This is a genomic window from Paraburkholderia sp. BL6669N2, from assembly GCF_003387275.1.
GTDB lineage: Bacteria > Pseudomonadota > Gammaproteobacteria > Burkholderiales > Burkholderiaceae > Paraburkholderia.
The window spans coordinates 2677792-2698347 of the sequence record NZ_QUNA01000002.1; the positions used below are offsets into that span (position 1 = coordinate 2677792).

A 20556-nucleotide genomic window follows, 5' to 3' on the forward strand; every position below is an offset into this window, starting at 1 on the left:
GTTTGGTTCAGGCGAAAATCTTTGCCAGCGAGCGCAGCTTACTCAGCGTCAGGTCGGGGCTGCGGCGCAGGTTCCTGAAGAGCGCCGCGATGCTCGCAGGCGTGAATCTGGGCTTTGTAAAACTGCGCGGCATTGTCGGCCCCCATTGCGCCATCGCTTCGCGGCTCACCGCGTGCACACCCGCCGGCGCATCCGCCGTAAAGAGATCGCCGTCGCAATAGTGTTCGTGCTTGTCGCCCCACGGGTCCTGCCAGTAGTCGAATATCTGGCTGCCCAAAATATGCCGGCCGATCCCCCAAGCGTGCGTCCAGCCCTTTTCGCGCAGAACCCGCTGTCCCATGCCGACCGCATCGGCATCGACGACTTCGTAGGCGCTATGGCTGTAGGTGGGCAGGAAGCCTTGTGCAAGCGCGAGAGTATGGTGGTCGGCCGGCGTGTCACGCAGATCTAGCCGCATGAACGCGACGACGGGCGAGCCATCAGGAAGTACCTGTACGTCGCTGGGGATAAAGCCGAAATGCTGCGTATACCATGCGCAGGTTTCCTGATAGTCGACAAGCTCAAGCACGACATGTCCGAGCCGGACGATTTCCGGCGCGCACTCGGGCGGTCGCTGCGTCGCGTTAATCCGGACAGCCGCATCGGCGGAATTAAACGGCAATGGCGGCCGATGGGATAGCGTCGAAGCCGGCGATTGGCCCCATATCGCATCGATGCGAAAGCCTGAAGGGTCGGTCAGTCGTACCAGATAGCCGCCGCCGGGCAAGGGAGACCGTTCGACGTCCGAGGCGCCCGGCAGTTTTGCAAGTGCATCAAGCTCGGCCCTGTTATCGACCTGCAGACCGAATCCAACGAACCGGGACTTTGGTGCCTTCCGGACGACATAGCAAAAGTGCGAAGCACCCGTTCCCCGCAACAGGAGGAGGTCTTCACTGCGCAACACCGTCTGTAGCCCGAAATCAATGAGAAATTGCTCGGCTTTATCGAGGTCTGGTCGGTCGAATATCAGATAGGCCAATGCGGACGCTTTTGTCGTGGGATTGGGGTGACGGCTCGGCTGTGCAGTAGTCAGTTTCATGGCAATGGGAAATCAGACGGGTCGGATGACGTATGCAGCTTCAAGGGTTCGCGCGCGGATGAGACGGCGGGGCTGCACCTGCAAGGCAAGTCTTTCGCGCACGAGCCGATTTGCTTCGGCGGCCGGAGTGTCCTGGCCGATCGTCGCGTGCGATCGATCGGACCGAGGCAGCCCGTTCGACGGGCACGAGCCCGCGAAGAAATGCGGCTTCGAGGTCTTCCCAACTATCGTGTTGGGCGAGACGAAGCCGTTGCTCCCGATGGGCAATCTGGCCATGCCGCTTGACGGCGCGGCACCCGCCTTTGCTGCTGTCTCCACAGTCACTCCATCTGTCGTTTGGCGTTTGCCATGTTGTCTGTAACGCTGGCTCTCTGCCGTCGTTAGTGACATTAAAGTCATCGATGATACTTTTGTCAATAGAGAGATTCCATCTATACATGGACGTGGGGACGCCTCGACCTGTCATGCCCGACGCCACAAATCGCCGGGCAGCAAAGCGTCCCAGCCATACGGCGCCAGTCGCCCCGGTCGACGTACCAGAAGAACGCGAGCCGCGCGGTGCGTGCCCCAAGCGCGAGACGCGTGGCCGTCTGCTCGACGACGCCCTTACGCTGAGGGACAACAAAGGCATAGGGGCGTAGCGATCAACGAAGTCACCGAATCCGCCGAAGTTGGCGCGCTGGAAGGTGTAGTGACGGCGCGCGTTGCCGCATGACTTAGTTATCGAGGACGCGACTGGCGGCGACGACCCCGTGACCGTCATCGATTTTCAGTCGATGCAATCTTAATTTATCTGAACCGTACAGTTTATTTTTGTTGACAGGCGCGCTCCCCATAACTAGACTGCTCGTACTGGAAAAGAGGGCAAGGGAGCGCGGGGGCATGCAAGAGAGCATGGATATTCGGAGTCGGAACCTTCAACGGTCCTGCCGCATTCGATCAAGATGACCACCCGCGACCCACAGTTTCTGGCTCGTCCACACGGACACCGCATCGCGACCGATGTATGTCCCAAATAAATGAAATAGTCGCTTCGCGCGCCCTCCCCCTCATCCAGACTGCCAAATGCTGACGTGCAACCATCCCATCTGTTTCCGAGATCGTCATATGACGGCAAATGCTGAGAATTTTCCAAGTCAGTGCGGCGTCCGATTTCCCGCCCGGCCGCGACCGAATGCAACTCTGCTCACATACGTATCGCGCGCATGAGCCCGATCTCGCCAGTGCATACTCTTCGCCACCTTCACGTCGTGCGACAAGTGGTTGCCGTCATACTTCGCCTTATCGCGCTCATCATGTTCGGCCTGGCCAGCGCCGCTCTGAATGCGGCGGCGCTGCCGCCCTCCAGTCTGGACGCTCCCGCTGATGTTTCGCCCTCCGTGGGCGGAGGTTCCATCGCTTTGCAAACGCTCAATGCGCTGCAGAATAGACAGGACCAGATACGGCAGCGTGCTTCGACGGCAACAAGCGATGCGCAGTTGTTCGAACTGGATGCGCTGAGCCGGCACGTCGCCGAAGACGTCGACAGGCTGATAACCACGTCGCTGGAGCCTGATCGCGCGAAAACGCATGCACAGCTCGACGTACTCGGAGCCGCACCCGCTTCCGAATCCGCAGCGGAAACGCCCGCAGTCGCCCAACAGCGCAATGTGCTCGCTGCTGAGCAGTTACAACTCGACGCCGAAATCAGGCAAGCGGCAACCATCAAGGAAAACCTTGCTAAGCTGAGCGCGCAGATCACCCGACTGCTGCACAACCATCTAAAGGATCAGTTGGCCCTTCGTTCCGACAGCGTAGTCAGCACCGCGTTCTGGGCACCCGCGTTCCATCCCGATACAGCTGATTATCAACGTCTGCGAGACTTCTATGGGCAGATCCAAGGGCAGATTCAATCGACGTGGCAAGCAGGGCATCGGGTCGTAACCGCGCTGCTTGTGCTGTTCGCTCTAGCCCTCGCAACGATTGGCACGCGGCTTCTTGACAGAGCATCGGAACGGTTCTGCCTGCACCGCCTCCCGGAAGGCCGGTTACGGCGCAGCGCGATGGCGATCTCGACCGTATTCGCGACCGTGGCGACCACTATATGTGTCGTTGATCTATTCTATTTCGCGTTGACCCGCCAGCAGGCGGTGCCCGCTACGCTGCAGGGCTTCGCCAGCGAATTCATCAAACACGTGGTGACCTGCGCGTTGGTTGTTGCTCTCGGCCGGGCATTGCTTAGCACACGACATCCGTCGTGGCGGTTGCCGGCCATCGCAGATCCGGTCGCTCGCGCGCTACGTCCTTTCCCATGGATACTGGCCGCACCGTTGCTATTTTCAGGTGCCGTCGAGCAACTCAACCGCGCAATCGACACGAGTCTGCAAATTACCCTCTTTACTCGTGGCGTGGTTGCGTTAGTGGTCGCGCTAACCATCGGTATGTCGCTTTTACGAGCAAACCGGGTACGCCGTGCGCTTGCCGCTGCAGGAGAATCGCCCGAGGCTCGTTCGACTCTCGCTGGGATTATTCACGCCGCCGTCTGCCTTGCCGTCGGCGCTTCTCTGATTGCATTACTTTGTGGCTATGTTTCGTTTGCGCGGTTCCTGACCTACGAACTGGTCTGGTTCGATCTCGTACTGAGCAGCGTTTATCTGCTGACAAAGCTCGCCCATGATGTTTCCGAAAGCGTGTTTTCCCCATGCCACGCCAGCGGCAAAGCAGTCGGGCAACTATTCGGACTGCAAGAAGTCCATCTTGCACAGGTGGCAACGATCCTGTCTGGCGTTCTTCGTAGCGCATTGATACTGGCTGCAGTCATCGCACTGCTCACGGGGGGGCTCGGGACGACGCCATCAGACCTGATCGACAGCATTCTCAGCGTGCTCGGCGGCGAGCGCTTACACGCGCTCAATATTGTTCCCGCCCATATTTTTAGCGCTATCTTTACCTGCGCATTATGTCTGTATCTGGTTAGCCTCGTCCGCAAATGGCTCGACACCGAGTTTCTGCCCAAGACGCAAATGAGTTCAGGTATGCGCGCGTCGCTGCTAACGGTGTTCTCCAATGTCGGCTATGTCCTCGTCGCGCTGCAAACCTTTTCCGTACTCGGTGTGAAATGGCATAACCTGGCGTGGATCGTCAGCGCATTGTCAGTAGGCATCGGCTTTGGTCTGCAGGAGATCGTTAAAAACTTCATCTCCGGACTAATATTGCTTGCGGAACGGCCGGTCAAAGTAGGCGACATGATCAGTATCACCGGCATTGAAGGCGACATCCGGCGTATCAGTGTACGCGCAACCGAAATACAGCTCGCGGACAGATCAACGGTAATCGTTCCCAATTCACACCTGATTTCGCAGAATGTGCGGAACGTGACAATGGGAAACAAAACGCAGGGAGTTGTCACGCTGAGCCTTACGTTTGCGCTGGACATCGACCCGGAGCAGGTACGCGATGTTCTTCTGGAAGCTTACCTGGATCATCCATCGGTTCTCGACCGCCCCGCGCCTTCGGTGATCTTCAGCCAGTTGACGCCTGAGGGAATGACACTGACCGCCACCGGATATGTCGCCAGCCCCAGGATCGCCGGCGACACGAGAAGTGATCTGCTATTTGCAATCCTGAAGCGATTACGTGCTTCGGAAATACCGCTGTCGATCTCTCGAACGGTCGTAGTCCGAGGTATGAGCGGTAGCATTTCGAACCAGCAACCCACAGATCGCAATCCCGGACCGGCAGAGCTTCGGATTCCGTCTACAGTCATCGAATAGATAGTCATCCAAAATAGCACGCCTGAAATTTTTGACTTCTACAATGGCGCGAAATACGCGCAAGCTTTCAAGCCGCGTCAAGCCCTCTACAGACGTCTGGCCTTTGAACTGCCGACCAATGAGTCGTCGCACAAGCGACTTGATCCCGCCCGCGCCCATCAGATAACAGGTCTTGACTGCACGGTTGCATTCATTGCGAGATCCAGTGACGCTGCCGGGCGACTGGTTGCTCGCCGAAGGCTGCCATCTCGACAGTCACTCCATATGTCGTTCATTAGACCAGCCTCTCTTGCCGTTGACACTAACATCATGGTTGCGTACTTTGTCAATGTAGACGTTTGAATCTATACTTGGGCATGCCCAGGATCGGATCCATCAATGCCTAACCCTTCAAATCGCCGGACAGCAAAGCCCGCAGCCCCTGCCGCACCGTCCCCGGCACCCGTCGCAGAAGAGCGCGAGCCACGCGGCGCGCGCCGCAAGCGCGAGACGCGCGCCCGACTGCTCGACTCCGCCCTCAGGCTCATGGCTGAGAGAGGCATGGAAGGCGTAGCGATCAACGAGATCACCGAGGCTGCCGACGTCGGCTTCGGTTCGTTCTACAACCACTTTGAATCGAAAGAAGAGATTTACTCGACGCTTGTCGACAACGTCTTCAAGGACTTCGCGGACGTGCTGGACCGTGTTGCCAGTGGCCTTTCCGATCCGGCCGAGGTGGTTTCCGTCGCCGTGCGCCACACGGTGATGCGCGCGCGGCGCGACCCCGTATGGGGACGTTTCCTGATACGCGAAGGGTTTTCAGCGCGCGCGCTGAGCCGCGGTCTTGGTCAGCGGCTGCTGCGAGACATCGCCAACGGTATTGCGGCCAAGCGCTTTGTGCTTGCGGACCCGCTGATGGGCTTTCTTTCAGTGGGGGGCACCGTGCTGTCCGTGATTGCCGCGGACCTGAATTTCGTCGCTCCCGGTGCACCCGCGTCGAACGTACTCAAGGAACTTGGGTTTAGTGGAGAGCACTTGCCCGAGCGTACAGCAGCCACGCTGTTGTACACACTCGGGATCAAGCGGGCAGAGGCGGAGAAGATCGCGGCGCGTCCGCTGCCTGCCGTCGACGAGAGGACTGAAGCCGTTTGAGTTCGAGGGCCCGGTCACACTAATTCCGACGGTTTGGCCGCCTGAAATCAGCCGCCAGCGTGGCGGACCGGGGAACAAGTCCGGTCGACCGCTAGCGATAGAATCCACCGGCTAAAGCCTTGACACTAGCAATGAGCTCGCGCTCCTGGTCGTCGAGAGCTTCGCTGTGGCACTTCGCAAGTTCGCTAAGCGCTCGCGACAGAGCTCTGACCGGATGAGACGCCGACGGCAAAAACGGCCACGCATGGAGCAGGTAGATGAGTGGCGTAATCTCGCGGCGTTCGCACCAGCGATCAAAGAGCACGATGCACACGTCATTGGCCTCCTTACGCAAGCAGGAATCGTCGTTCCCGCTGCTGTTGCAAGGCTCGGTCCCGACGATCTTGAATGTTCCCGCGCAAGTGCGGTGGCGGTTTCGTTCCATGTTCCTTCCGGTGCGCGGTGCGCCAATTCCTGCATCGGTTCAGCCCGCCAGAGCTGGGCATGACAACGCCGAGCCTCCCGTGCCGGCAGGGATGCGCGCCGGTGCAGTCGCCGACACGATCGCCGACGCCGAAAATTCCCGGACGGCGTCGCCAATTTGGGTGCCTATCCTTCTCACTGCGACTCGATGGCCGTTGACGAGTGCATCGTAGCCGGCCGATACGGGCTGGCTGACTATGCTGCGGCAGGTCAATGTTCGTGAGTCGTTTGACTTGCGTACACTCCAGGTGACGTCAATCAACGCGTGTGAGCCCGGCCACGACTCAAAACGCTGCACGTCGACGGAGACCTGATACGTGCGAGCGTCCTCAGCATGACCTGGCTGGAACGTGTCGGGTCGGCCCGTCGGCCGAGTCGCGGCCGCGAGCAGCGCATTGCGGAGCTCGTCTGCAAGCGGCGATGCCCAGCGCTCGTCTTCCAGAATCCTGACGCGCGCCGCATCGACCTGTACGACGATCTGGCTCCTTGCCACTGAAACCGGCACCTTCGCCACGCGCATGTCGATCCAGAAGGCAGGACTGACCGTGACGCTTTCACGCGTCGGCTCCCTGTCAGTGCCGAGGGTATAGAAGCGGGCCGGCGGGGAAGCACAGGCGCTCAGCGCGGCCAGACCCACGACGGCTGCAATACGGGCGACCGCGCGCCACGCGCGGGATTGGATGAGGTTCACCGTTGATCTCCTTTCTTCCCGAACAGGAGCGCCTGGGGATGACGTTCCAGATAATCGGCGAGCGCATTGAGGGATTGCAGGGTGCGCGTGAGTTCCTGCATGGCATCCTGGACGTCCGACTGCATGGGCGCCGTCTGCCGGAGCGTCGTTTCGGCGGTACTGAAGGTTTTCTGCGCCGCCGCTAGCGTGTCGCGGGCTTGTGGAACGACCTCTGTGTCCATGTGACCAAACAGCTTGTTGGCGTTTTCAAGTGCACCGTTAAGGTTGGCTCCGATCCTGTCGAACGGCACCTGATCCAGCTTCCTCGCAATGTCGGCTATCTGCACCTGAAGTTCGTCAAGGGTGTTCGGCACAGTCGGCAGTTCAATAGGATTGCGATGTACATCGACACTCGCCCGAGGCGCTTTCGGAAACATGTCGAGTGCCACGAATAGCTGGCCTGTCAGCAGATTGCCGGTCCGCAACTGGCCGCGCATTCCTTCCATGACGAGGTGTTCCAGCAACTCATGACCACCCTGCGAGTTCGGAGCCGGTAGCGCTTCGTTGGAGCGCCGGCTGAGCCGGTCGGGATACAGCGCCAGCGATACCTTCATGCTGAAACTCTTCTCCTTTTCGTTGTATTCGATACCGATGTCCGTCACCTGCCCCAGCGCGATACCTCTAAGGTCGACAGGCGCGCCGACAGACAGGCCACGCAGCGACTGGTTGAACCGCATCACGACATTGAGCGGCGCACCGTCGGGCTCGCGCATCGCGTCCGACTCGTCCGATGCGAGCCGGAACACGGCCTTGTCCCCCGCCGGTTGTCCGGCGTCCTGACCCGGCGGCGACTGGAATGCCAGGCCTCCGACAACCACCGTCGCCAAAGATTGTGTATTGAGCTTCAATCCGTTCGAATCCAGACGAAGGTCAACACCGCTTGCGTGCCACCACCGTGTATTGGTGCCGACATACTGGTCAAACGGGGCGGTGACGAAAACATTGACGATGACGCCGGTGCCATGCGGATCGAGCGAGAAGCCGACCACCTGGCCTACCTTGACGCGATGGTAGAAGATCGGAGCGCCGATATCGACGGAGCCCAAAGACTCCCCTCTCAGCGTGTACTGATGCCCCCGCTGCCCGGAAGTGACAATAGGCGGACTTTCGAGCCCGACAAACGCGGCTTGGCTTTCCGAAGACTGCCCGACGTCGACACCGATGTACGCGCCGGACAGCAGCGTACCGAGGCCCGAGATGCCGTTAGCGCCCACGCGCGGACGAACCACCCAGAAGCGCGTGCCTCGGTTCGCGAACTTTCCTGCCTGCTTGATCAGATCGATCGTGACGATGACATGCTGCAGATCCTTTGACAGCGCGACCGACTGAACCGAACCGATCTCCACGTCCTTGTATTTGACCTTCGTTTTGCCCGCCTCCATGCCCTCAGCGTTGCTGAATGTGACCGTCACCGTCGGTCCCTTGTCGGTGACGGATTTGACTACCAGCGCAACACCGATCAGCGCACAGATGAGTGGCACCAACCAGATGAGGGAGGGAATCCAGCGTTTTCGCGGTTTGATGTCAGGTCTGGGTGGCGTGGGAAGATGCATCGATCGTGGAGTGGGTAGAAAATATGAGGTTATTGAGAAGTGCGGAAGCCGCTAAAGGAATTCGTTCATGGCCGTGAACCACGCGCTGGCTCGCAGCGCACGTTGTCCCAGATCAGCCGCGGATCGAACTGATGCGACGCGAGCATGGTGAGAATCACCACCGCGCCGAAGGCCAACGCGCCCGGACCGGCAGTGACAACGGCAAACGAACCGAAGTGCACCAACGCGACCGTCAGTGCGACAACGAAGACGTCGAGCATCGACCACCGGCCTACGCACTCGACGAGCCGATGCAGCCTCGCGCGTTCGAGCGGCTGCCAGTCCGGACTGCAACGGGCCGCTACGATCTGCAGCGTGAGAATCGCGAGCTTGAGCATCGGCACGACGACGCTGGCGACGAACACAACGACGGCGAGCGGCCAGTCGCCTGAAGTCCAGAAGTACGCCACACCGCCGAGGATCGTGTCGTCCTCCGAGTGGCCGAGGGACGCCGCGTGCATGATAGGCAACAGGTTCGCGGGTAGGTAGGCGAGTGCCGCGGCAAGAACGAGGCTCGACGTGCGCGTCACGCTATCGGGATGGCGCGTGTGAAGCATCGATTCGCACCGGGAGCAGCGCTGGTCCGACGATCCCGCAATGTGCTTCTGCACCAGTCCACAGGTATGACACGCTACGAGCCCGGCGCGCCGCGCCGTCCAATGCACCGCCGGCGCGGGCTTCAGCCCGAAGAACCTCAGCCGTCGCGAGGCGCACCGGCGCTTTACCCTGGTCCAGCGGATCTCGGTGGGTCGTCGAAGCTTTATTTCGTCCCGCGCTGACCACAGCACGCGCGGGTCGAAAGCGCCGAGAAACGCCAACATCAACGTGAGTGCGCCGAATGCAAACAGTCCTGGCCCAGGGATCACCTGCGCCATGCTGACCATTTTCACGATCGTGATGACCACGCCGAGCATGAACACTTCGATCATGCCCCATGGACGGATGAACTGCACGACGCGAAGCATTCGACTGAAATGGCGTACTACCTTGCCAAGGCGCAGCGGAACAAGCACATAGAGAAGCGCGAGGAGTTCGATCAGCGGAAACAGGATCGCTGAGCACAACACCATCGTTGCGACGATGCGCATGTGGCCCGTCCATAACGCCCACACCGCGCCAAGTAACGTCGCCTCCGAGGTCATACCGTTGGTCTGCAGTTGTATGACCGGGAAAGCCTGCGCTATACAGAATGTGATCAAAGCTGCGACGGTGAGCGCACCAATCCGGTCGAGGGGCACGCTCGCTCCCTGCGTTCCTTCCAGGCTCGCACGGCAGCGCGAGCAACTCGCAGCCTGCCCGTCCCGCAGCAGAGGCTTGCGAAACAGCAGATCGCACTCGTGACAGGCGATCAGTTTCTTATATTCCATACTGGGAACTGGACAACCTGAAGTTGTGGCGCGTTCGATGCACGTGAAGTCCGGCTTGACCCTTCCTGTACGTCGGCGCATTGTTATTTCGGATTGAAAACGACTGCTCCGATACCGGCGGTACAGTCAAGGAAAAGCGGCCTGACTGGCAGGCCGCCCTCCGCGGCTTCATCGACGCGCGATCATTGCGTCGACGCTGTTTGCGGCTGGCCTGGCGGCAGTTCGCCCATCGACTGGAAGAGTGCAGCGGTATCGGTCATGCGCTGGCTTGCCGCGCGCACGGCGCCGATCTGTGCGCTGAGAAAGCGCTGCTCGCTGGCATGCTCCGCTGTTGACGGCAGCGAACCCATGCGGCGGCGCGACGCGGTATCGTCGAACCCCGCCTGCGCGGCCTGTGCCGCTGCTTCAGTCGACGCGAGTGTCTGTGCGTCGTTATCCAGCGCGGCAAGCGAATCCGCGACATTCTGGAACGCCGACAGAACGGTGGACTTGTAGTTCAGCACCGCCGCATCGTAAGCATCGATTGACGCCTTGCGGTGCGCGAACAGCGCGCCGCCATGGAAAATCGGCTGCGACAGTCCCGCACCGATCGCCCACAGCCCGCCCGCGCCCGAGAGAACCGCCGGCCAGCTAAAGCCGCCGCGGCCCATCGAAGCCGTCAGCGACAGGCTCGGAAAGAGCTGCGCGGTCGCAGCACCGACATCGGCGGCAGCGGCTTTCACGGCGGCGTCGGCTGCCTGAACGTCGGGGCGCGAACGCAGCAGGTCCGACGGCACCACGACGGGCACGTGTTCAGGCAAGCTCAGGCTGTCGAGGTCGGGAACCGCCGGCGCGTTGTCCGGCGTGCGGCCCATGAGCACCGCGAGCGCGTGAATTGCCGTGGCGCGCTGCTGGCGTAACGCAGGAAGACTCGCCGCGGCCGAAGCCGCATCCTGCGTCGACCCAAGCGCCTGCACACGCGAGACCGAGCCGAGTGCGTAGCGTTGCTGGTCCTCGTCCGCGGCCGTCCTGGCCACGGCGACGAGCCGTTCGGTGAGCGTGATCTGGCGATCGAGTGCCGCCACGCTGATCGTCGTACCGACGATGTTTGCCGCGAGCGCGCGCCGCGCCGCCTCCAGTTGATACGCCTGCACGTCTACGCGAGCGGCGCCGGCCGCGTTCGCCGAACGGGTCGCACCGAACAGGTCGAACGTGTAGGACGCGAGAAACTGTCCGGCAAAAAAGTTGTAGCGAACCTCACTGGGGCCGAGGCCGGGCACAACCGGTGAACGCCCGCGATCGACCTGTGCGGCAGCATCGATTGAAGGCAGCGTCGATGCGCCGACCTGGGCGCGCAGTTCCTGCTGCGCGGCTGCGAGCGTGCGCTGCGCAGCCCCGAGCGTGGGGCTGTTGCCCAAGCCTTCCTCGACCAGTGCACTCAGTGCGTCCGACCGGTAAAGCCGCCACCATTGCGGAACGCCCACTGCGCCGACATCGAACTGCTGCGCGACGCCGGCCGCGGTGACGGTCCTGGCCGGTTGTGCTTCGGCACCGTAGTGCACGGGCGAAGGCATCGCCGGGGGCGCGCCGTTCGGGCCGAACGTGCAGGCCGTCAGTGCGATGGCCGCAGCCACCGCCATTACGGATGTCTTATACGAAAGGCTCATCATCAATTCTCCGCATGTTCGGCGACGACCGGCTGCACCCCGCGCTCGTCGTGCCGGACCCTGAAGCACGCCGCGTACAGCGCGGGCAGGAAGAACACGGTCAGTACTGTGGCGATCGTGATGCCGCCCATCAGCGCGGTCGCCATCGGACCGAAGAAGCCCGAGCGCAGCAGCGGAATGAGGGCGAGCACGGCGGCCGCAGCCGTCAGCATGATCGGCCTGAAACGCCTTATCGTTGCGCCGATAATCGCGTCGAAGCGCGCATGCCCTGCCGCGATATCCTGATCGATCTGGTCGACCAGAATCACGGAGTTGCGCATGATGATGCCGAACATCGCAATCACGCCCAGCAGCGCGACGAAGCCGAAGGGCTTGCCGAACAGCAGCAGCGCGGCCACGACGCCGATCAGGCCGAGCGGCGCCGTCAGCACGACGATGAAGGTCCGCGCGAAGTTCTTGAGCTGGATCATCAACAACAGCAGCACGGCGATGATCATCAACGGCATTTCGGCATTAATCGACGTCTGGCCCTTCACGCTTTCTTCGACCGCGCCGCCCACCTGAATGCGATAGCCGACCGGCAGCCTGGCGGTTTGCGCCGCGAGCGCACGTTCGATGTCGTGGGTCACGTCGATGCCCTGCGCGTCGCCGCGCACGTCCGCCTGCACCGTGATGGTCGGCTGGCGGTCACGTTGCCAGATGACGCCGTACTCGAGCGTATTGCGCACGTGCCCGAGCGAGGCGAGCGGCACTGGGCCGTTGGGCGTCGGCATTGCGAGGCTCGTAAGCTGTGCCGGGTCGACGCGTTCGGTTTTTGGCGCACGCAGATCGACACTGATCAGCTTATCGCGCTCGCGGTACTGCGTCACCGTGTAGCCCGACAGCGTCATCGCGAGGAAGTTCGAGACATCTTCCGAGCTGACACCAAGCTGGCGCGCCCGGTTCTGGTCGATCTCGAACGAGATCGAGCGCTCCGCCGGCTCGTCCCAGTCGAACTGCACGTTGCGCGTGCGCGGATCAGCGCGGACCTTGTCCGACACGTCTTGAGCAATCGATCGCACGGTTGCGATATCGTCGCCACTCACGCGGAATTTGATCGGGAAGCCGACCGGCGGACCATTCTCGAGCCGGGAAACGCGTGCCCGCACGCCGGAGAAATCCTTCTCGAGCTTGCCGTCGAGCCAGCGCATCAGTTCCTCGCGGTTTTCCACGCTCTTAGCCGTAATCACGAATTGCGCGAAATTCGGCTGCTGAAGCTGCTGGTCGAGCGTCAGGTAAAAACGCGGCGCGCCCGTGCCAACAAAGTCGACGAAGTGGTCGATTTCGGCTTTGCCGTCGAGCACCGCTTCCAGGCGCTTCGCTTCACGCAGCGTCGCTTCGAACGAGGCGCCTTCCGGCAACCGCAGATCGACCAGCAGTTCCGGCCGTTCCGAGTTCGGGAAGAACTGCTGCGGCACGCGCGTGAAGGCCAGCATGGAAATCGCGAAAAGCACGACGGTGACGCCGAGCACGACCCATCGACGCTCGACGCACCACGCAACCCACCCCGACAGGTGCCGGTAGAAGCCGGTGTTGCCGATTTCATGCGGATCATGGTGTGCACCGCCGGGTTGAGGCTTGCGTTCCGGCAGCAGGTAATAACCCAGCAATGGCACCAGCACGACGGCCGCGAACCACGAAACGATCAGCGCGATGGCCGACACCTCGAAGATCGAACGCGTGTATTCGCCGGTGCTGGATTTAGCCAGCGCAATCGGCAGGAAGCCGCATACGGTGACGAGCGTGCCTGTCAGCATCGGGAATGCCGTGCTGGTATACGCGAACGCTGCCGAGCGCGCCCGGCTCCAGCCCTCCTCCAGCTTCACCGCCATCATTTCGACGGCGATGATCGCGTCGTCGACGAGCAGGCCCAGCGCGAGCACGAGCGTACCGAGCGAAACCTTGTCCAGCCCGATATTGAACATGTGCATGCAAAGCGCCGTCACCGCCAGCACGATCGGAATCGTGATCACGACGACCATGCCCGTGCGCAATCCAAGCGAGACGAGGCTCACGACCAGCACGATCGCCACCGCTTCGCCAACCGATCTCACGAACTCGTCCACCGAGTGCTTGACCGCGTGCGGCATGCTCGACACCGGCGCGAGTTTCAGACCCGCCGGCAGCGTGGCCTGCAGTTCGGCGGCTTTTGCGTCGAGCGCCTTGCCGAGGTCGATCACGTCGCCGCCCTTTTGCATCGTCACGCCGATGCCGAGCACCGCCTGGCCGCCGACGCGCATCTGGGTCGCCGGCGGGTCGTCGTAACCGCGCGTGACCTTCGCGATGTCGCCCAGCCGGAACGTGCGCCTGTTGATGGTGATGAGCATGTCGGAGAGCGCCTGCACATCCTTGAGCGCGCCGCTCGGCCGCACGAACACGCGGTCGTCCGCGGTCGTGATGGTGCCGACGGGCGCCACGGCATTCTGTGCGTCGATCGCCTGCGCGAGCTGCTGCGGCGTGATCGAAAGCCGCGTGAGCTGCGCATTCGATATTTCAACGAAGATGCGCTGATCGGGGTCACCAAAATAGTCGACCTTCGCCACCCCGGGTACGCGCAGCAGGACCGTGCGCAGCTTGTCAGCGTAGTCGTGCAGTTGCGCCGGCGAAAAGCCGTCGCCTTCAAGCGCATAGATGTTGGTGTAGACGTCACCGAACTCGTCGTTGAAAAACGGGCCGACCGTGCCCTTCGGCAGCGTCGCGGCAATGTCGCCAACCTTCTTGCGCACCTGATACCAGGTTTCCGGCACTTCCTTGACGGGGGCCGAGTCCTTCATGGCGAAGAAGATCATCGACTCGCCCGGGCGCGAGTAGCTCTTGATGTTGTCGATGTTCGGCGCGGCCTGCAACTGGCGGCCGATCCGGTCAGTGATCTGTTCCTGCACCTCGCGCGCCGTCGCACCAGGCCAGTAGGTCTTGATCACCATCGTGCGGAAGGTGAACGGCGGATCCTCCGACTGCGCGAGTTTCGTATAACCGATCACGCCGAAAAGCGTGGCGAGGCCAATCAGAAAGATCACGAGCTGCTGATGACGCAGCGCCCAGGCGGAAAGATTGAAGCCGCCTTCGCCAGATCTGTCTTCGCCGGAAGACGGGACAGGCGCGCTCTTGCGCACGGATTCATCGTCGCGTGAGTTCATGACGGGGAATCCTCCGGATGCAGCGGTGCCACCACCTGCACATGCTGGCCTGTGCTCACGGCGTGTACGCCCTGCACCATGACTCGGTCGCCGTCGTGGAGACCCGATGCGATGGAGACCGTGCGCTCGTCATATCGCTGCACCGTCACAGGGCGCAGCTCGAGCGTATCGGTGCCGGCACGCACCACCCAGACTGCGGGGTGCTCGCCTTGGTGAAAAAGCGCCGTCACAGGTATCGTGAACGGCTGTGTGGCTGCCGCATTGCCGACGGCATTGAACGCAACGGTCGCGGTCATGCCGGGGCGCACTTCAGGGCTGGGCTCGCTCAGGGTGAGCTTGATGCGCCATGTCCGGCTTTGCGGATCGGCGCTCGGCGAGACCTCGCGCACGCGAGCTTCGAACAGCTTGCCGGGCAATGCAGGCAGTCTGACGCGCGCCATGCTGCCGACTGTCACCGAGCTAAGCGTCTGCTCGGCAGCGTCGCAGATGATATCTACGTCGCCTGTCCAATCGAGGTGATAGATGGATTGGGTTGCCTGAACATTCTGGCCCGTGTCGGCGTCCTCCGACGTAATCACGCCGTCGTGGTCCGCTGTCAGCGTCGCATAGCGCAGATTGTCCGACGCGAGCGCCATCTGCGCGAGCGCCGAGTCGCGCTGCGCAGTAGCGGAAGCGTACGCGTCCTGCGTCTGTTCAAGCTGCGCAGGTGCAATCAGGTTTGCTTGCGCCTGCGCTTGATCCCGATTGAGCTGCTGCGTCGCGTAGACAAACCGGTGTTCGGCGGCATCGAGTTGCGCCCGCGCGTTCGCCAGATTACTGCGCAGATCCGTCGGATCGAGGAGCGCAACGGCCTGCCCCGCCTTGACCGCGTCGCCGAGACGAACGCGCCGTTCGATGATCTTGCCGCCCACCCTGAACGAAAGCGCCGTGGAGTAGCGAGCCTGCACCTGAGCCGGCAGCGAAGCACTTACCGTGCGCCCGTCAGCGTGCACGGCCAGGGCGACCACGGGCTTCGGCTCCGGAGCGGCCGCTTCCCGCGGGTGGCAAGCCGAGAACAGGACCGCGCAGCAGGCCGCAAGCGCCACGCGTGCGCATTGCAGAGATTGGACGAAGGAAGGTAAGAAGCAACGCGCAGGCGCCTGCGCGATAAGGCCGGAATGTTTCACGATGTTCACAAGACGGGCAATAACCCAGGTAAGAAAGTTTCCTCATGCGGTGCAAACCTGAAGTGCCAGTAAGCACAGTTTGCTATCAGCGAGGACCTACAAAACCAGCTCTGTTGATACGTTAGCTGTCCTTCTTTAGACGTACATATCGGGGCACGCCACCCGGGTACGACTCACGCTGTCAGTGGTCGACGCCGCGCCCGCTTATGCCTAGGCGCAATGATCTGCCAGCCTGTCAGTTTCGCCCGAAGACTTGGCGAGACCGGAAAGGCATTTTTTCGCTCCGTCGCCATTAATCAGCTCTGCGTACGTCCGGTTGCGGGGCGGTCGGAATGAGATTAGACCCATTACTGATAGACTTGTCAACCATGACATATAAATCTAGAATCTGAACATCGAACAAATAAGATTACGGAGCCGACATGCCAGACGCCCTAAACCCGCGCACCAGGCGCGCACGCGCGCTCAAGGCGCCAGTCGCATCTCGCGACGCCGTCAACGGGAGCTTCCCGCGCGGCGCCCGTCGCAAACGCGAGACGCGCGCCCGCCTGCTGGACGCTGCGCTGCAACTGGTGGCGGCCAATGGCTTGAGCTCCGTGACCATTAACGAAATCACCGCGGCAGCCGACGTCGGGTTCGGCTCTTTCTACAACCACTTTGAGTCAAAGGAAGGCATCTTCACGGCGCTGATCGAATGGCTGTTCGAGGAATTCGCAAATTCGCTCGATCGCCTCGCCGCGGGGTTGTCCGATCCGGCGGAAGTGATCGCCGTCTCAGTGCGTCATACGCTGTTGCGGGCCCACCGCGAGCCGGTTTGGGGGCAACTTCTCATCCGCGAAGGCTTGTCGCCGCGCGCACTCAGCAGGGGTCTCGGCCTGCGCCTGCTGCGCGACAGCGAGAAGGGCATTTCAGAAAGGCGCTTTGTGATCGCGGATCGGCTCGTGTCCGTTATTTCCGTGATCGGCACGGTGCTCGCGGGAATTGCCGGCGAACTGCAATTAGCCCTCTCGTCGAAGCGCACAGTTCGTGCGCGAAAAGCGCTTCGCTCGAAGGAGGAGAAGTTTGCGCAGCGAACCGCCGCCATCGTGTTGCAGGCGTTCGGTCTTCCACGTGTAGAGGCCGAGCGCATCGCACGACGTCCCCTGCCCAGCGTTCCCGCCGGTCAGACCTTGCCGTGAAGGCGCGACTAGCGCGAGCTTTGCGCCCCTTCGCATCTGTGGGCGCACGGCCAAGATACAGAATCGGACGGTAGGCGCGATCGCGCCGCACATCTGATCAGACGAACGCGCCGCCGGTCAGATCTGGTAAAGGGCACTCACGAGATAGCGGCGGCGCAGTTCCCGCAATGACGATGCGAGGATGGCGCTGACCGGCAAAGCCAGCAGCGCACCGAAGAATCCGAACAGCCGCCCAAAGCCGGCACGCAAAGATCTCCGCAAAGATGATCGAGTGGCTTTCGTCGCTGGGTCGAAGTGTCGGCGGAAGCCACCGTCTTAACCGCGGGACCCGGCGATGATGCGGTCGTCCGCCGGCGTATCCGTCAGATTCGCGTCGCAACTTTAGCGGCGCTGCGAGTCATCCTGGCATTACCCTGTTGACGTGACGGGTCTTGCGGTGTCGCCGGCGTGCGGGTGCCTATCTGCGAACGCCCGCCGGGTCGCCCGGCGACCTAAATCCACAATGGAGGCGCCTTCGGATGGGGCTGCGGCATCATCACCGGTGCAGCCATCGCGGGAACAACAATCGCAATGACCCGAGGTGTCGGCATCACGATCGTGGAGCAACCGCAGACCATCGCAGCGAGCGGGAACTGGCACAGCAAGGCGAAAAAGAAGCGCGATCGTCGCATCATTCCTGCCACCGATGCAGCGAATCGTTCAGGTTTTGGTCGAACAGTTATGAGTGACATCTCCGCGGTTGATACAGCGTGCGCTGGCGTTGGGGACGACTCTCCTACGCCATTTCGTGGACAGGACTAAATATGATAACAATATCATATTTGATGATTAACATCGTCGTAGATTTAGAAAAATGCAAGCGCACTGCACCGGCGGTCGCAATGCGCCGCGCGCTGCGTTGCCGTCCGGCTCGCGGACGGCGGCAGACGCGCGGATGGGTCAATGCGTGAGGACGCTCGTCTGCGCGGCTAGGCGCTCGACCTCGAGTAGCGCCTGGCCAAGCACATCGATAGCCCCATTCGTGGTGGAGGCCGTAGCAGCGCTGCGCAACGCATGCTGAACGACTTCATGAATGACTTCCGTGTTCGATGAACCGACCTGGAACATGATTTGGTGTGCCATAAGCATTCCTGCGTAAATAGCGAAGTGTGTATGAGTGGATGCAGTATAAGCAAAGCGCGCCATCATTCGACGCGCGCAACTATGAGTTGCGAGATCTTCAATACACGGGGTTTGCGTGAACCGCGAATCGCGGGCAGCAGAACAACAAGCGGACGCTATTCCCGTACTCACGTGCGGTCTTATTAACGAACCTCTGTCGAGGCGTCCACGCTCGATCCGCTGATATCGTTGACGTGACGCCCAGTTTGAAACCGCCGAAGCGACTGCGGTACGTGTCATTCAGATGGTCCGCAGCGTCCGTGCCTTCGGACACGGTATAGAAGCGCGCGGCGCTTCAGGGCAATCGGCTGCTAGGCTTGCAGCGGCGGCAACTCTCCGTTGCTCCGGGGGATGCTTGTAAGCAGACGGTAACTGACTAAACTGGCACCAACGAACTGGCAAACAGCACTCATGCCTCGCCAGACCGTTGTTCCCCAAACACCGCGTCTCCTGCACGACGCTCGATATGGAGTCTGATCATGCAAAAGTCGAAGACCTTCCTCCCCGCCCCTGTTGTCGCGTCACTCCTGTCCTTCTCGACCGCCGCATTCGCTAACAGCGATGCTCCCCAAAAGTATGAGCCAGCGGCTGCGCAAACGGTTCAGCGTAAAGCGGTTGAGGGTCGAACGGTCGGCTATCACGACCGCACGAGCGCCGCTACACGACATGCAATGGACTTTCAGGCGGTGTTAGCCCGCGTAGAAGCCCAACGACAGGCGTTCAACAACTACGGCGGGGTGGATAGTTCGTCCGCTTCCCGCCCCTCAGACAACGTAGCGTCGAACCGATCCGTCGACTTCAGTACCGCAACGGCGCCCTGGCGTTACAAGGCAATCCTGGCCGCGCGCTGATACGGCCTGCGGCTGCCAATCGCATCAAATTCAGGACAACCAGCTGGAAAAATTGAAATGAAAAAGACCTTCGCCGTACTGTTCGCATTCCTTACCAGCACATCTGTGCTTGCGCAAAGCAATCTGCCGCAGCAATTCCCATCGCAGCAGCTTCCCTCCACCGGACAGTCCCCCACGAAGCAGCTTTCACAGGGTGGGCCGCAGCTTCCGCACCCTCCACAGCTTCCGCAACTTCCGAACCAGCTTCCGACACAAGCGTCGACCCAAGTACCGACCCAAGTACCGACCCAGCTTCCGAAATAACCCGTATGGCCGCGCAAGCGCCGCAACCATACCTGAGAGACTAGCGATTGTCGCGCCTACCCCGATTCTGTTCGTCGCGGTAGGCATGCATGCGATGCATGACGGTGTTTGCCATATGACGTCCGCAACTCGCTGGCCGCGACACCGTGGCTGGTCGAGCAATAGACTGGGGGTTGGACGGAGCCGCCCACCTGGCGAAACGGTGGCGGTTCGCCTGCCATCGCCCGAGTTCAGGCGCCTGCCTATGCGACGTCACCTTTGTCCGTCGGCCCATAGGCGGCCAGAAACACGTCGACCGCTCTTTGAACGACTTTGGCGACGTTGCGGGAACTGGTATCCGCCGGCACACCCAGCAGGCAAAGCTCCAGCAACTCCGCTTCATATAGCCCGCGCAGATGCGCGGTCGCGACGTCTGCGTTACAGCTGCGCAGCTGCCCGCCGTCAATCGCCTGCTGCAGGAAGTCAGCCACCATTTGCCAGCCGACCTTCGGCCCGCGGTCATAAAACAGGGCGCCGACGTGCGAGCGGCCGCCTTCGTGATTTGCTAGACGGCGCACCGCCAGTATCTGCGGCTTGAGCGTGGCGGCGAGATAGTGCTTGCCGAACCTCAGCAGTGTCTCGCGAATCGGCAGCGAGGTTTTGAGTAGCTCCGTCGCTACTTTGGCTTCCTCCGCGGCGGCCATCATGACGTCCGCGAACATCAGATCCTTGGACTCGAAATAGCTGTAGAGCGTGGCTTTTGATCCGCCTGCCCGCGCCGCGATCTCGGACATGGATGCCCGTTCGAACCCCACTTCACAAAACACCTGGAACGCGGCGTCGACGATCGCCTGCCGCTTTTCTTCTGTCTTCACCCTCATTTTCAATGCCCTCCTTCTCTCTGCAAGACCGATCAACGACATGGCCGGCGGCGACACCGTGACCGGCCTTCGACTTCCAATGGTGTGATCTTATCATATCTGA

The 20556-nt window shown here is 61.4% G+C and carries 15 protein-coding genes and 1 pseudogene; 5 read left to right on the forward strand and 11 right to left on the reverse strand.

Annotated features, from left to right (window positions below):
* Positions 1-7 precede the first annotated feature (7 nt).
* Positions 8-1078 (reverse strand): VOC family protein, encoded by a 1071-nt coding sequence (locus tag B0G80_RS34535; RefSeq protein ID WP_116122267.1) that lies wholly within the window; start codon positions 1076-1078, stop codon positions 8-10.
* A 464-nt stretch (positions 1079-1542) separates the two neighbouring features.
* Between B0G80_RS34535 and B0G80_RS47445 the strand changes: the two are divergent.
* The 3 genes and pseudogenes from B0G80_RS47445 to B0G80_RS34550 all read left to right on the forward strand — a co-directional run.
* Positions 1543-1754: pseudogene (locus B0G80_RS47445) on the forward strand (TetR/AcrR family transcriptional regulator); the annotation flags it as partial.
* Positions 1755-2283: 529 nt separating this feature from the next.
* A complete protein-coding gene (locus B0G80_RS34545) occupies positions 2284-4830 on the forward strand; it encodes a DUF3772 domain-containing protein (protein WP_116122269.1) in 2547 nt (848 codons plus the stop codon).
* A gap of 378 nt (positions 4831-5208) precedes the next feature.
* Entirely contained in the window at positions 5209-5961 is a 753-nt protein-coding gene (locus tag B0G80_RS34550; protein ID WP_106283040.1) for a TetR/AcrR family transcriptional regulator, read from the forward strand.
* A gap of 91 nt (positions 5962-6052) precedes the next feature.
* Here the strand turns inward: B0G80_RS34550 and B0G80_RS46500 are convergent, their stop codons facing one another.
* The 7 genes from B0G80_RS46500 to B0G80_RS34585 all read right to left on the reverse strand — a co-directional run bounded on the left by B0G80_RS46500 (position 6053) and on the right by B0G80_RS34585 (position 16109).
* Positions 6053-6385 (reverse strand): hypothetical protein, encoded by a 333-nt coding sequence (locus B0G80_RS46500; protein WP_134137620.1) that lies wholly within the window; start codon positions 6383-6385, stop codon positions 6053-6055.
* Positions 6386-6424: 39 nt separating this feature from the next.
* Complete coding sequence (locus B0G80_RS34560) at positions 6425-7114, reverse strand: membrane integrity-associated transporter subunit PqiC (protein ID WP_181920121.1); 690 nt, start codon at positions 7112-7114, stop codon at positions 6425-6427.
* The gene (locus tag B0G80_RS34565) at positions 7111-8706 is read right to left on the reverse strand and encodes an intermembrane transport protein PqiB (protein WP_116122272.1); all 1596 of its coding nucleotides are present in this window, start codon (positions 8704-8706) and stop codon (positions 7111-7113) included. Before B0G80_RS34565 ends, B0G80_RS34560 begins: the two co-directional genes overlap by 4 nt.
* 65 nt (positions 8707-8771) lie before the next feature.
* Positions 8772-10112: a PqiA/YebS family transporter subunit gene (locus B0G80_RS34570; protein WP_116122273.1), complete on the reverse strand. Its 1341-nt coding sequence runs from the start codon at positions 10110-10112 to the stop codon at positions 8772-8774.
* Positions 10113-10294: 182 nt separating this feature from the next.
* A complete protein-coding gene (locus B0G80_RS34575) occupies positions 10295-11758 on the reverse strand; it encodes an efflux transporter outer membrane subunit (protein ID WP_116123832.1) in 1464 nt (487 codons plus the stop codon).
* 2 nt (positions 11759-11760) lie between these two features.
* Positions 11761-14934 (reverse strand): efflux RND transporter permease subunit, encoded by a 3174-nt coding sequence (locus B0G80_RS34580; protein WP_116122274.1) that lies wholly within the window; start codon positions 14932-14934, stop codon positions 11761-11763.
* Positions 14931-16109 carry an efflux RND transporter periplasmic adaptor subunit gene (locus B0G80_RS34585; RefSeq protein ID WP_408968828.1) on the reverse strand — a complete coding sequence of 393 codons (1179 nt, stop codon included), beginning with the start codon at positions 16107-16109 and terminating at the stop codon, positions 14931-14933. The genes B0G80_RS34580 and B0G80_RS34585 overlap by 4 nt, the downstream gene beginning before the upstream one ends.
* A gap of 413 nt (positions 16110-16522) precedes the next feature.
* Here B0G80_RS34585 and B0G80_RS34590 point away from each other — a divergent pair, with 413 nt between their 5' ends.
* Positions 16523-17278, forward strand: a complete 756-nt coding sequence (locus tag B0G80_RS34590) for a TetR/AcrR family transcriptional regulator (RefSeq protein ID WP_116122275.1) — start codon at positions 16523-16525, stop codon at positions 17276-17278.
* A gap of 117 nt (positions 17279-17395) precedes the next feature.
* Here B0G80_RS34590 and B0G80_RS47450 read toward each other — a convergent pair whose 3' ends face one another.
* Both B0G80_RS47450 and B0G80_RS34595 read right to left on the reverse strand, forming a co-directional pair.
* A complete protein-coding gene (locus tag B0G80_RS47450) occupies positions 17396-17527 on the reverse strand; it encodes a hypothetical protein (protein WP_258879276.1) in 132 nt (43 codons plus the stop codon).
* A 690-nt stretch (positions 17528-18217) separates the two neighbouring features.
* On the reverse strand, positions 18218-18400 hold the full coding sequence (locus B0G80_RS34595; RefSeq protein ID WP_106283226.1) for a hypothetical protein: 183 nt from the start codon (positions 18398-18400) through the stop codon (positions 18218-18220).
* 518 nt (positions 18401-18918) lie between these two features.
* Here B0G80_RS34595 and B0G80_RS34600 point away from each other — a divergent pair.
* On the forward strand, positions 18919-19290 hold the full coding sequence (locus tag B0G80_RS34600; RefSeq protein WP_116122276.1) for a hypothetical protein: 372 nt from the start codon (positions 18919-18921) through the stop codon (positions 19288-19290).
* A 545-nt stretch (positions 19291-19835) separates the two neighbouring features.
* Here B0G80_RS34600 and B0G80_RS34605 read toward each other — a convergent pair.
* Positions 19836-20453 carry a TetR/AcrR family transcriptional regulator gene (locus B0G80_RS34605; RefSeq protein WP_116122277.1) on the reverse strand — a complete coding sequence of 206 codons (618 nt, stop codon included), beginning with the start codon at positions 20451-20453 and terminating at the stop codon, positions 19836-19838.
* Positions 20454-20556: the final 103 nt, after the last annotated feature.

Coding starts and splice junctions, on each gene's coding strand:
- B0G80_RS34535 (WP_116122267.1), bottom strand. CDS start 1,078: ATGAAACTGACTACTGCACAGCCGAGCCGTCACCCCAATCCCACGACA.
- B0G80_RS34545 (WP_116122269.1), top strand. CDS start 2,284: ATGAGCCCGATCTCGCCAGTGCATACTCTTCGCCACCTTCACGTCGTG.
- B0G80_RS34550 (WP_106283040.1), top strand. CDS start 5,209: ATGCCTAACCCTTCAAATCGCCGGACAGCAAAGCCCGCAGCCCCTGCC.
- B0G80_RS46500 (WP_134137620.1), bottom strand. CDS start 6,385: ATGGAACGAAACCGCCACCGCACTTGCGCGGGAACATTCAAGATCGTC.
- B0G80_RS34565 (WP_116122272.1), bottom strand. CDS start 8,706: ATGCATCTTCCCACGCCACCCAGACCTGACATCAAACCGCGAAAACGC.
- B0G80_RS34570 (WP_116122273.1), bottom strand. CDS start 10,112: ATGGAATATAAGAAACTGATCGCCTGTCACGAGTGCGATCTGCTGTTT.
- B0G80_RS34575 (WP_116123832.1), bottom strand. CDS start 11,758: ATGAGCCTTTCGTATAAGACATCCGTAATGGCGGTGGCTGCGGCCATC.
- B0G80_RS34580 (WP_116122274.1), bottom strand. CDS start 14,934: ATGAACTCACGCGACGATGAATCCGTGCGCAAGAGCGCGCCTGTCCCG.
- B0G80_RS34590 (WP_116122275.1), top strand. CDS start 16,523: ATGCCAGACGCCCTAAACCCGCGCACCAGGCGCGCACGCGCGCTCAAG.
- B0G80_RS34595 (WP_106283226.1), bottom strand. CDS start 18,400: ATGGCACACCAAATCATGTTCCAGGTCGGTTCATCGAACACGGAAGTC.
- B0G80_RS34600 (WP_116122276.1), top strand. CDS start 18,919: ATGCAAAAGTCGAAGACCTTCCTCCCCGCCCCTGTTGTCGCGTCACTC.
- B0G80_RS34605 (WP_116122277.1), bottom strand. CDS start 20,453: ATGAGGGTGAAGACAGAAGAAAAGCGGCAGGCGATCGTCGACGCCGCG.